This window comes from Halomonas sp. (assembly GCF_031581305.1).
In the GTDB taxonomy this organism is placed as follows: domain Bacteria; phylum Pseudomonadota; class Gammaproteobacteria; order Pseudomonadales; family Halomonadaceae; genus Halomonas.
Genome location: NZ_JAVLBC010000106.1, coordinates 1 through 11246, shown reverse-complemented (window position 1 = coordinate 11246; position 11246 = coordinate 1). Strand labels below are relative to the sequence as shown.

Sequence of the window (11246 nt, the reverse complement as noted above, 5' to 3'; positions counted from 1 at the left end):
CACGGGCCCGCCCAGCAGGCGCCCGGCCAGGCGTCCCTCCAGGCCGCCCTCCTCACCCCGCTGACGCCAGGCGAGAGGGCCCTGGAGGTTGCGGAATGTCAACTGCAGGGGGGTATGGACGAGCCTGGTAAAATCCGCCTCGGTGGCGATGTCCAGCGCCAGGGAGTCAGGCTCGCCCAGGGTCAGGGCCAGGTCCAGGGTGCCGGACACCCGACCCTCGCCCTGCCACGCCTCCACCGCCTCCATGCCCTCGACGGGCAGCGCCAGCAGGTAGCGGCGCAGCGACTCGGCGGAGGCCTCGAGCTCGCCGCTCACCGCCAGCCGCTGCTCCTCGACGGTCACCTGCCCCGCCTCTGCCTCGACCCCCAGGCTCTCGGCACGGTCCACCTCCGCCGTCAGGGTCCCGTCGTCCATCTCGAGGCGGCCGCTGACACCCTCGAGGGCCGGCCAGCCGGGCGCGAAGGAGAGGCGCCCATCCTCTACCGCCAGGGCCAGCTGCAGGGCCGGTTCGATCTTTACCCCCTCGCGGCTCAGAGGCACATGGAGGCGCAGCGAGCCTTCGGGCACCCGGCCGGCTACCCCGTCGTCCAGCCAGTCGGTGAGCTCCGGACCCAGCACGCCCACCGGCAGCCAGTCGATCAGGGGGGTCTCGATGGCGTCCACGTCGTGCAGGTCAAGCTGGAGACCGAAGCCGCCGCGCTGTCCAGCGCCCAACGAGAGCCCGAAACCACCCTCGACCCGGGCGCCATTCCAGTCGACCTCGAGCCCGCGGCCGCTGACAAAGCTGCGCGGACCATCGTAGGCCCAGTCGATCACGCCACTGGCGCGGGAGAGTGTCATGGGCGACCCGAACACTCGCGGAAAGTGCAGCCGACTGTCGCGGCCGGCAAACTCGACGTGGCCCCTGAGGTCCCGAGAGGTCACCCAGACATCCAGGGGGCCGCCCCCCGGGGCATGCTGCCAAGGGGACACCGCCACCTCCCTGGCCGACGCCCGGGCGACCCAGTCGTCGCCCTCCCGGCCCAGCCCCAGGCCGGTGACCCGTCCGCGCGGGTCCAGGCTATCGATCACTCGCGCCAGGGCCTCCGGCAGCGGCAGCCGATCGCGCCAGGCGGCCAGGGCCCCAAGGTCGAACTCGCTGGTGTTGAGCCACCAGCCATCGTCGCGACTTCGGGCATGCCAGTAGCGAGGCACGGCCGGTCCCGTGGCCGCCGCTTCGCCATTTCCCTTGGGGCGGGCCCAGTCGGCACTACGCGCATCGCCCTCAAGCCAGGCCTGCCAGCCCGACGCCTCACGTAGCCACTGGCCGCGGGCCGTCACCCGGTTGAGCACGATGGTCGGCGGTGACGCCTCATCGACGGACGACTCGGGCTGGCCAAGGGCCAGCAAGGGGGCATCGACATCGAGGCGCAGATCGGCCAGGCGGCCGGCATGCCAGCGGCCCCAGAGGCGAGCCTCACCGCTGGCAGCCTCCAGGCGCAAGGCCTCGCCATAACCCAGCACCTCGGACAGTCCCAGCAGGCTGTCGAGCCGCATCTCGGCCTGCAGGGCTGCGCTGAAGTCGCGCAGCCCCGCGGGCCCGGGGACCAGCTCCATCACGGCTCGGATAGCTTGCTCTCGCTGGCCCTCCACCAGCACCTCGCCCTCCAGGTGGGTGCGGCGCGCATCCCCCGTCATCACCAGGCGGGGCGCCTTGAGTACGGCGCGGCTCTTCTGGCCATGCAGGACCAGGCTGACCTGCTCGACCCAGGCGCTCTGGCGCAGCAGCATGCCGACCCAGAAGTCGAGACGGTCGAGGTTGAAGGCGGTCTCGGGGACCAACTCGGGGGGAAGTTCCGCGGGGGCAGGCCAGCGCCAGCGCCCGGTCGGATCCTGATAGAGATGCACAGTCACGCCCTGCACCCGGGCATCGGCCACCAAGGGGACGCCGGCGGCCAGACTGGCCAGGCTATCCAGGCGCAGCTGCGCCTGCTCCACCTCGAGCAAGGGGACATGCCCCAGCCCCTCCCTGGAGCGGATCTTCAGGCCATCGATCGCCAGGTGCGGGTCATAACGCTGCAGGCCGGCGGTCAGCTCGTCAAGCTCCACCACCGCGTTGAAGCGCGCCGAGAGCAGGCGCTCCAGTCGCGGGGCCTGCTCCTCGAGCAGCACCGGCAGCAGGCGCAGCACCAGGGTCAGCACCGCCAGCAGTGCCAGCAGCACTGCCACCAGGGTCAATAGCCAGCGAGAGACCAGGCGGGTCAGGGACATGGGCTCACATCAGCACGATGTCGTACTGCTCCTGGGAGTAGTGGGTCTCCACCTGGAAGCGGATCGGCTTGCCGATGAACTCCTCCAGATCGGCCACCGCGGCCGACTCCTCGTCGAGCAGGCGATCCACCACGGCCTGGGAAGCCAGCACGACATAGGTCTCGGCGCTGTAGGCCCGTTCCTCGCGCAGGATCTCGCGGAAGATCTCATAGCAGACCGATTCCGGGGTCTTGAGGGTACCGCGTCCCGCGCAGGTCGGGCAGGGCTCGCACAGCGTCTGCTCCAGGCTCTCCCGGGTGCGCTTGCGGGTCAGCTGGACGAGGCCTAGCTCGGTGACGCCGGTGCACTTGGTCTTGGCGTGATCGCGCTCCAGCGACTTCTCGAGCATGCGCAACACCTGGCGCTGATGCTCCGTGTCCTCCATATCGATGAAGTCGATGATGATGATGCCGCCGAGATTGCGCAGGCGGAGCTGTCGGGCAATGGCGGTGGCGGCCTCGAGGTTGGTCTTGAAGATCGTCTCCTCGAGGTTGCGATGCCCCACGTAGCCGCCGGTGTTGACGTCGATAGTGGTCATCGCCTCGGTGGGGTCAATGACCAGATACCCCCCGGACTTGAGCTGCACCTTGCGCCCCAGCGCCTTCTGGATCTCGTCCTCGACGCTGAACAGATCGAAGATCGGTCGCTCGCCGGCATAGTGCTCGATGCGTTCCACCGCCGTGGGCATGAACTCCTCGGCGAATTCGATCAGCTTCACGTAGTTTTCCCGGGAGTCGATGCGCACCTTCTCGATGTCGTCGCGCATCACGTCGCGCAGGGTGCGCATGAACAGCGGCAGGTCGTCGTAGATCACGCTGGGAGCCGGCGCGGTCACCTTGCGCTCACTGACCCGCCGCCACAGGCGCAGCAGGAAATGCATGTCGGCGGCGAGCTCCTCGACGCCGACGCCCTCGGCGGCGGTGCGCACGATGAAGCCGCCGGTTACCTCCAGCTGCTGGTCGACCCCAGCCGCCTCGACGAGACCACGTAGACGCTCGCGCTCCATCTCGTCCTCGATGCGCTGGGAGACCCCATGATGGGGCGAATCGGGCATGTAGACGAGGTAACGCGAGGGCACAGAGAGGTGGGTGGTCAACCGTGCTCCCTTGGAGCCGATCGGATCCTTGGTCACCTGCACCACCATGGCCTGCCCCTCGTGGAGCAGCTGGGCGATGGAGACCTGCTCGTCGGAAGGGGTGCCGGGAGACATTACCTCATGGGCATGGATGAAGGCGGCGCGGTCCAGGCCAATGTCTACGAAGGCAGCCTGCATGCCCGGCAGCACGCGTACCACCTTGCCCTTGTAGATATTGCCGACAATGCCGCGGCGGCGAGCCCGTTCGATGAAGGCCTCCTGGAGCACGCCGTTCTCCACCACAGCCACACGGGTTTCCATCGGCGTCAGGTTGATGAGTACTTCACCGCTCATGCGGAAATCCTTGTCCAGAAAAGTCTGCCGCCATTATGACATAGCCCCGATCGGGAACGCCGCGTTCCAGATTGGCACGCCCTGCCGAGCGAGCAGGTCGGCGGTCTCGAAGAGCGGCAACCCCACTACCGCCGAGTGGCTCCCCTCGATGTGCTCGACGAACACCGCCGCAAGGCCCTGGATGGCATAGCCGCCGGCCTTGTCCGCCGGCTCCCCGGTGGCCCAGTAGGCAGCGAGCTCCGCGTCACTGATCGGGCGCAGGAAGACGCGGGTGGTGACGCAGGCGGCCAGCAATCCGGCCGTGCCACTGACGGCCACACCAGTGAGCACCTCGTGGCCGCGACCGGAAAGTCCCCGCAGCATGGCGGCGGCCTGCTCGCGCCCCGCCGGCTTGCCCAGGATCGCACCGTCGCACACCACGGCGGTATCCGATCCCAGGACGGGGAGCGCGGAGAGTCGGGCACCGGCCAGCGCCTTCTCTCGGGCCAGGCGGACCACATAATCGTGAGGCGTCTCCTCGAACCGCGGCGTCTCGTCGATATCCACGGGGCGCACCTCCACCCTCACGCCGATCGAGGCGAGCAGGTCACGGCGGCGTGGCGAGGCCGAGGCCAGGCAGAGCACGGGGTCTAGCATCATGGCAGCTCCAGGACAGGTGGCAAGGTCAATCGCGAGCAAGGCGGCGCCCCAGCGCCTCGAACAGGGTGGTGAGCCAGGGCCAGAGCACCGCCCCGATCAGCGCGGAAAGCAGGAAGGAGAGGTGCATCGAGAAGGGCCCGAACAGGGTCCTGAGCCACTGCTCGGCGAGTTGGACCATGCCCAGCAGCACGAAGATCAGCACCGCCTGCTGGACCAGCGAATAAGCCCGAAAACGGGGATAGACCAGGGCGCATAGGAAGGCCAGCAGCGACAGCAACAGGGCATTCTGTCCCAGCGGCGCGCCCTCGATGAGGTCCAGCAACAACCCCAGCACAAAGCCGTGAAAGACACCAACCCTTTGCGGTTCACGCATGCACCAGTAGATCAGCATCAGGCCCAGCCAGTCGGGGCGCCACACTTGCCAGCCATCAGCCAGCGGCATCACCTGCAGGCAGAGCGCCAGCAGCAGGGTGAACCAGATCCACAGCAGGTTGGCGGGCGGAGATGTGGCCATCAGGGCGCCTCCTCGTCGGCCGCCGCCATGCCGATATGGCGGGCCGCCTCAAACGCCGGGGCGGCAAATTCATCCTCGGGGGGCGCGGCGGGTGGAGCGGGCGGAAACAGCAGCAGGAAGTGCCGGGAACGCTGAAGCTGCGCCACCGGCGCAGCGGTAACCCGGGCAAAGGGCTGGCCCGGATCATGGACCACCGCCGAGACCCGGGCCACCGGATAGCCCGGCGGGAAGCGCCCCCCCAACCCCGAGGTGGTCAGCAGGTCACCTTCGCGGATGTCGGCCGTGTCGGGCACATGCTTGACGTTGAGGGCATCGTAGCTGCCCGCGCCTTGAACGACGAAACGCAACCCATTGCGATTGACCTGTACCGGCAGGGCATGGCTGGCATCGGCCAGCAACAGCACCCGGCTGGAATAGGCCGAAGTGGCAGTGATCTGGCCGACCAGACCCGAGGCATCAAGCACCGGCTGGCCGACGTAGACACCATCCCGGCGACCACGGTCGATGACCATCTGGTGGGTGAAAGGGTCGGGATCCAGCGACAGCAGCTCGGCGGTGATATAGGACATATCGCGCCGGCGAGTGGCCGCGAGCAACTCGCGCAGCCGCACGTTCTCGGCGGTCAGGCTCGCCATGCGCTGGACCCGGTGCGACAGTGTCAGGATCTGCTCGCGAAGGCGGCGATTCTCATCCACCAGGGCACGCTGGTCGGAAAGTGCCAGCGAGGCCCAGTTGAGGATATCGCTGGGCAGGCTCACCAGCCACTGGACGGGCGCCACCAGTGTGGAGAGCTGAGCCCGCACGGGTTCCATGCGAGTGAAGCGCGTGTCGGCAAACATCAGCGCCGAGGCCAGGATCACGCACAGCAGCATGCGGTAACCCGGCAGCGGTCCATGCGAGAACAGCGGCTTGATAGGGCGTCCCCCCGTCAGTCGCTGGAAAGCAGCTCGAAGGTGTGCTGGTCGATCATCTCCAAGGCCTTGCCGCCGCCCCGGGCCACGCAGGTCAGCGGGTCCTCGGCGACGATCACCGGCAATCCGGTTTCCTCGGCGATCAGCTTGTCGAGGTCACGCAGCAGCGCGCCCCCACCGGTCAGCACGAGGCCACGCTCGGCGATATCCGAGGCGAGCTCCGGGGGCGACTGCTCCAGGGCGCTTTTCACTGCGGCAACAATGGAACCGAGGGTCTCCTGAAGGGCATCGAGGATCTCGTGGGAATTGAGCGTGAAACTGCGTGGGATGCCCTCCGCCAGGTTGCGGCCGCGTACATCGATCTCGCGCAGCTCGCCACCGGGGTAGGCGCAGCCGATCTCTTCCTTGATCCGCTCGGCGGTGGCCTCGCCGATCAGGCTGCCGTAATGGCGGCGTACGTAGGCGGTGATCGCCTCGTCGAAGCGGTCGCCGCCGACACGGATGGATTCCGAGTAGACCACGCCGTTAAGAGAGATGATGGCGATCTCGCTGGTGCCACCACCGATGTCGACGACCATGGAGCCCTGAGCCTCCTCCACCGGCAGGCCGGCACCGATGGCGGCCGCCATGGGCTCTTCGATCAGGAACACCTCGCGGGCGCCGGCGCCCTCGGCGGACTCCTTGATGGCGCGCCGCTCGACCTGGGTCGACATGCAGGGCACACAGACCAGCACGCGGGGGCTCGGCGTCAGGAAGGTGCTCTGGTGAACCTTGCGGATGAAGTACTGCAACATCTGCTCGGTGACGGTGAAGTCGGCAATCACGCCGTCCTTCATCGGGCGGATGGCGGTGATGTTGCCAGGGGTCCGACCCAGCATGCGCTTGGCATCGGCGCCCACCGCAGCCACGCTGCGCATGTTGCCGGACTGGCGAATCGCCACGACCGAAGGCTCATCGAGCACGATGCCGCGACCGCGGACGTAGATCAGCGTATTGGCCGTTCCCAGATCGATCGACAGATCGCTGGAAAACAGCCCCCTCAAGCGTTTGAACATGGAGTCGTTACCTAGTGCAGTCCGGGAACCCTGTGCGGACGCAAACGGTATCACCGTGGCCCCCCTGCAGCAAGCAAAGTCCCGCGGTGCGCGGCATTCACGGACCTGCCAGCGAGGCGGAGGATGTGGTACCTTCTGCGGTCATTTCCATGACCCCACTCCCTGTCGAGGATATCCGATCATGGCACTTGAACACGCAGACGTTCTCAGGGCCGCCCACCTGGCCCGGCTCGGCCTGGACGACGACGAGGCCACCCACTACCTGGACGACCTGGGCCGCATCCTGGCGATGGTCGACCAGCTCCAGACCCTGGACACCGAGGGTGTCGCACCACTGGCCCACCCCCTGGAGACCACCCAGCGGCTACGCGCCGACGAGGTCACCGAGACCGACCAGCGCAGCCGCTTCCAGCGCTGCGCCCCGGCGGTCGAGCAGGGCCTCTACCTGGTCCCGCGGGTCGTCGAATGATCCGTGTCACTCCCATCCGTTTCCGGCAAGCCATCACGGAGCCCAGGGCCCATGCATGAGAAGACTCTGACGGAACTCGCCGCGGGCCTCGCCGCCGGCGAGTTCTCCAGCCGCGAGCTCACCCAGGCGCTGCTCGCGCGCATCGACCGCCTCGACGGCGACCTCAACAGCTTTATCACCGTCACGGCGGACGCCGCGCTGGACGCTGCCGACCGCGCCGATGCCGCCCGTGCCGCCGGCAATACCGGTCCGTTGACCGGCGTGCCCCTGGCACTCAAGGACATCTTCTGCACCGAGGGCGTCAAGACCAGTGCCGGCTCGCGGATGCTCGACAACTTCGTCGCCCCCTACGACGCCACCGTGGTCGAAAAGCTCAAGGGCGCCGGCACCGTGAGCCTGGGCAAGACCAACATGGACGAGTTCGCCATGGGCTCCTCCAACGAGAACAGCTTCTTCGGCCCGGTGCAGAACCCCTGGGATCAGGGCGCCGTGCCGGGTGGCAGCTCCGGCGGCAGCGCTGCCGCTGTGGCCGCGGGGCTGGTGCCGGCCGCCCTAGGTACCGACACTGGCGGCTCGATCCGCCAGCCGGCTGCCTTCTGCGGCATTACCGGCCTCAAGCCCACCTACGGGCGTGTCTCGCGCTACGGCATCATCGCCTACGCCTCGAGCCTCGACCAGGCCGGTCCCATGGCCCGCACTGCCGAGGACTGCGCCCACCTGCTCGGCGCTATCGCCGGCCATGACCTGCGCGACTCCACCAGCGTGGCACGCGGTGTGCCCGACTATACCGAGGAGCTCGACGCCCCCCTGGCTGGACTCAAGATCGGCCTGCCCCGGGAGTACTTCGGCGAGGGCCTCGACCCGACGGTGGAGGGCGCCGTGCGCGAGGCGATCGGCGTCTACGAATCGCTGGGCGCAACGGTGCGCGAGATCAGTCTGCCGCATACCCACTATGCCATCCCGGCCTACTACGTCATCGCCCCGGCAGAGGCCTCGTCCAACCTGTCGCGCTACGATGGCGTACGTTACGGCCACCGCTGCGACGCCCCCAGCGATCTGACCGACCTCTACAAGCGCTCGCGGGCCGAGGGCTTTGGCGAGGAGGTCAAGCGGCGCATCCTGATGGGCACCCACACCCTCTCCGAAGGCTTCTTCGACGCCTACTACAAGAAGGCCCAGCAGGTCCGCCGGCTGATCCGCCAGGACTTCCTTGATGCCTTCGACGAGGTCGACGTGCTGATGGGCCCGGCCTCTCCCACCCCGGCCTTCGACCTGGGCGCCAAGAAGGACCCGGTCTCGATGTACCTGCAGGACATCTACACCATCGCCATCAACCTGGCGGGCATCCCCGGCATCAGCGTGCCGGCCGGCATCGTAGGCGGCCGCCCCGTGGGACTGCAGATCCTGGGCACCCATTTCGCCGAGGCGCGCCTGCTCAACGTTGCCCACCAGTTCCAGCAGGCCACCGACTGGCACCTGCGTCGCCCCGCGCTTGTCGAGGAGACCCTCTGATGCAATGGGAAACCGTGATCGGGCTGGAGGTCCACGTCCAGCTTGCCACCAAGTCCAAGATCTTCTCCGGTGCCTCCACCGCCTTCGGCGCCGACCCCAACAGCCAGGCCTGCGCCGTGGACCTGGGGCTGCCCGGGGTGTTGCCGGTACTCAACGAGACTGCAGTGGCCATGGCCGTGCAGTTCGGGCTGGGGATCCACGCCGAGATCCCGGAGGTCTCGGTGTTCGACCGCAAGAACTATTTCTACCCGGACCTGCCCAAGGGTTACCAGACCAGCCAGATGTATCACCCCATCGTCGGGCCCGGCGAGGTGGAGATTACCCTGGAGGACGGCGCGACCAAGCGCATCCGGGTGCACCATGCCCACCTGGAGGAGGATGCCGGCAAGTCGTTGCATGAGGACTTCCACGGCATGACCGGCATCGACCTCAATCGCGCCGGCACCCCGCTGCTGGAGATCGTCTCCGAGCCGGACATGCGCTCGGCGAAGGAGGCCGCGGCCTACCTCAAGGCGATCCACTCCATCGTCACCTATCTCGGCATCAGCGACGGCAACATGGCCGAGGGCTCGATGCGCTGCGACGTCAACGTCTCGGTGCGCCCCGCCGGCCAGGCGAGCTTCGGCACCCGTGCCGAGATCAAGAACGTCAACTCCTTCCGCTTCGTCGAGCGCGCCATCGCCTTCGAGGTGGAGCGCCAGATCGAGCTGCTCGAGGACGGCGGCGAGGTGGTCCAGGAGACCCGGCTCTTCGATCCCGAGCGCGACGAGACCCGCAGCATGCGCACCAAGGAGCAGGCCAACGACTACCGCTACTTCCCCTGCCCCGACCTGCTGCCGGTGGTGCTCGACCGGGCCTATGTCGACCATCTGCGCGACACCCTGCCGGAGCTGCCCGCCGACAAGCGCGCCCGCTTCCAGAAGGGGCTGGGGCTCTCCGCCTATGACGCCGGGGTGCTCTCGGCGAGCCGCGAGATGGCCGAATACTTCGAGGCGGTCAAGGAGGTCTGTGGCGATGCCAAGCTGGCCGCCAACTGGGTTCAGGGCGAGCTCTCCGGCGCCCTGAACCGCGAGGGCCTGCCGATCCAGGACAGCCCGGTCTCGGCCGCCCAGCTCGGCGAACTGGTCGCCCGGGTGAAGGATGACACCATCAACGGCAAGGCCGCCAAGGAGGTCTTCCAGGCGCTGTGGAACGGCGAGGGCGCGAGTGCCGACGAGGTCATCGAGGCCAAGGGGCTCAAGCAGGTCACCGACACCGGCGCCATCGAGGCGATGATCGACCAGGTGATCGCAGACAGTCCCGCCCAGGTGGCCCAGTACCGGGATGCCGAGCCCGACAAGCGCGGCAAGATGATCGGCTACTTCGTCGGCCAGGTAATGAAGGCCTCGCGGGGTACCGCCAATCCCCAGCAGGTCAATGCCCTGCTCAAGGAAAAGCTCGACGCGCTGTGCTGACCCCCGCGCTGAGGGAAGGAGGACCGGATGTCGGATGATGTCGGCGCGCGACTGCGCGCCCTGCGTACCCTGAAGGGCATCTCCCAGCGCGAGCTGGCCAAGCGCTGCGGCGTCACCCACTCCAGCCTGTCGCTGATCGAGCAGGGCAAGGTAAGCCCCTCGGTGAGTTCGCTGAAGAAGATCCTCGACGCCATTCCCATGAGCGTCGGGGACTTCTTCACCATGGACCTGGAGAGCCGCAACCAGGTGTTCTACTCGGCCGACGAGCTGGCCGACGTGGGTTCGGGCGACGTCATCTACAAGCTGGTCGGGGCCAACCGCGCCAGTCGCGCCCTGGCCTTCATGATCGAGACCTACCCGCCCGGGGCCGACACCGGCCGCGAGATGATCGCCCACCAGGGCGAGGAGGCCGGCGTGGTGCTGGAGGGCGAGATCGAGATCACCATCGGCGCCGACTCCCGTGTGCTGGGCCCCGGCGAGGCCTACTACTTCGAGACCAACGTGCCCCACCGCTTCCGCAACCCCGGCCGCGAGCCCTGCCGGCTCGTCAGCTGTGCGACCCCGGCGCGGACCTTCTGAACCGCCGTTTCAGGAAGACTTCAGCTTCTCGATCTCCTCGCGCAGCGCCTCGGCCTCCTCGGTCAGGGAGGCGTTGGCGCGCATGTCGCCGTTGCGGGCGGCCAGCATGGCCTGCTCGAGCTTCTGCTCGTAGGCCTTCTGCAGCTTCTTCGACGGGTCACTCTTGAAGAGTCCGAACATGGCGCAGTCTCCTGCCAGGAATGTCTCTTCAGCCTACTCCCCCCGACGGCAAAAAGCTATGCAATAGCTGTACAAGTATTATAATTGGTATAGAAAAGAGGCCGGCACCCGGGTGCCGGCCTCGTCGTGTCGTGCACGGGTAAACGCGGGTCAGGTGGCGAGTGACATCCAGACGCTCTTGAGGTCGGAGTACTCCTCCAGGGAGTGGTGGGACT

At 67.6% G+C, this 11246-nt stretch carries 11 protein-coding genes; 4 read left to right on the top strand and 7 right to left on the bottom strand.

Features of this window, described 5'->3' with window-relative positions; genetic code table 11:
- The 6 genes from RI841_RS10190 to RI841_RS10165 form a co-directional block, all read right to left on the bottom strand.
- Positions 1–2250, bottom strand: a 2250-nt coding sequence (locus RI841_RS10190; protein ID WP_310705493.1) for a DUF3971 domain-containing protein, incomplete at its 3' end; no start/stop codon positions are given.
- A gap of 4 nt (positions 2251–2254) precedes the next feature.
- A complete protein-coding gene (rng, locus tag RI841_RS10185) occupies positions 2255–3718 on the bottom strand; it encodes a ribonuclease G (protein WP_310705492.1) in 1464 nt (487 codons plus the stop codon).
- Positions 3719–3751: 33 nt separating this feature from the next.
- Positions 3752–4354, bottom strand: coding sequence for a Maf family protein (locus tag RI841_RS10180; RefSeq protein ID WP_310705495.1), 603 nt, complete (start codon positions 4352–4354; stop codon positions 3752–3754).
- Between the two features lie 28 nt (positions 4355–4382).
- Positions 4383–4871: a rod shape-determining protein MreD gene (mreD, locus tag RI841_RS10175; RefSeq protein ID WP_310705491.1), complete on the bottom strand. Its 489-nt coding sequence runs from the start codon at positions 4869–4871 to the stop codon at positions 4383–4385.
- A complete protein-coding gene (gene mreC, locus RI841_RS10170) occupies positions 4871–5743 on the bottom strand; it encodes a rod shape-determining protein MreC (protein ID WP_405000934.1) in 873 nt (290 codons plus the stop codon). Before mreC ends, mreD begins: the two co-directional genes overlap by 1 nt.
- Positions 5744–5799: 56 nt before the next feature.
- Positions 5800–6837, bottom strand: coding sequence for a rod shape-determining protein (locus RI841_RS10165; RefSeq protein ID WP_040187615.1), 1038 nt, complete (start codon positions 6835–6837; stop codon positions 5800–5802).
- A gap of 181 nt (positions 6838–7018) precedes the next feature.
- On the opposite strand from RI841_RS10165, the gene gatC reads away from it, so the two are divergent.
- The 4 genes from gatC to RI841_RS10145 are packed head-to-tail and all read left to right on the top strand — an operon-like array spanning position 7019 to position 10851.
- On the top strand, positions 7019–7306 hold the full coding sequence (gatC, locus tag RI841_RS10160; protein ID WP_310705490.1) for an Asp-tRNA(Asn)/Glu-tRNA(Gln) amidotransferase subunit GatC: 288 nt from the start codon (positions 7019–7021) through the stop codon (positions 7304–7306).
- A 51-nt stretch (positions 7307–7357) separates the two neighbouring features.
- On the top strand, positions 7358–8818 hold the full coding sequence (gene gatA, locus RI841_RS10155; RefSeq protein ID WP_310705489.1) for an Asp-tRNA(Asn)/Glu-tRNA(Gln) amidotransferase subunit GatA: 1461 nt from the start codon (positions 7358–7360) through the stop codon (positions 8816–8818).
- On the top strand, positions 8818–10272 hold the full coding sequence (gene gatB, locus RI841_RS10150; RefSeq protein ID WP_310705487.1) for an Asp-tRNA(Asn)/Glu-tRNA(Gln) amidotransferase subunit GatB: 1455 nt from the start codon (positions 8818–8820) through the stop codon (positions 10270–10272). The genes gatA and gatB overlap by 1 nt, the downstream gene beginning before the upstream one ends.
- A 27-nt stretch (positions 10273–10299) precedes the next feature.
- Entirely contained in the window at positions 10300–10851 is a 552-nt protein-coding gene (locus tag RI841_RS10145; RefSeq protein WP_310705486.1) for a cupin domain-containing protein, read from the top strand.
- 9 nt (positions 10852–10860) lie between these two features.
- Here RI841_RS10145 and RI841_RS10140 read toward each other — a convergent pair whose 3' ends face one another.
- Entirely contained in the window at positions 10861–11031 is a 171-nt protein-coding gene (locus RI841_RS10140) for a DUF6435 family protein (protein ID WP_133635937.1), read from the bottom strand.
- Positions 11032–11246: the final 215 nt, after the last annotated feature.

Coding starts and splice junctions, on each gene's coding strand:
- rng (WP_310705492.1), bottom strand. CDS start 3,718: ATGAGCGGTGAAGTACTCATCAACCTGACGCCGATGGAAACCCGTGTG.
- RI841_RS10180 (WP_310705495.1), bottom strand. CDS start 4,354: ATGCTAGACCCCGTGCTCTGCCTGGCCTCGGCCTCGCCACGCCGCCGT.
- mreD (WP_310705491.1), bottom strand. CDS start 4,871: ATGGCCACATCTCCGCCCGCCAACCTGCTGTGGATCTGGTTCACCCTG.
- mreC (WP_405000934.1), bottom strand. CDS start 5,743: ATGCTGCTGTGCGTGATCCTGGCCTCGGCGCTGATGTTTGCCGACACG.
- RI841_RS10165 (WP_040187615.1), bottom strand. CDS start 6,837: ATGTTCAAACGCTTGAGGGGGCTGTTTTCCAGCGATCTGTCGATCGAT.
- gatC (WP_310705490.1), top strand. CDS start 7,019: ATGGCACTTGAACACGCAGACGTTCTCAGGGCCGCCCACCTGGCCCGG.
- gatA (WP_310705489.1), top strand. CDS start 7,358: ATGCATGAGAAGACTCTGACGGAACTCGCCGCGGGCCTCGCCGCCGGC.
- gatB (WP_310705487.1), top strand. CDS start 8,818: ATGCAATGGGAAACCGTGATCGGGCTGGAGGTCCACGTCCAGCTTGCC.
- RI841_RS10145 (WP_310705486.1), top strand. CDS start 10,300: ATGTCGGATGATGTCGGCGCGCGACTGCGCGCCCTGCGTACCCTGAAG.
- RI841_RS10140 (WP_133635937.1), bottom strand. CDS start 11,031: ATGTTCGGACTCTTCAAGAGTGACCCGTCGAAGAAGCTGCAGAAGGCC.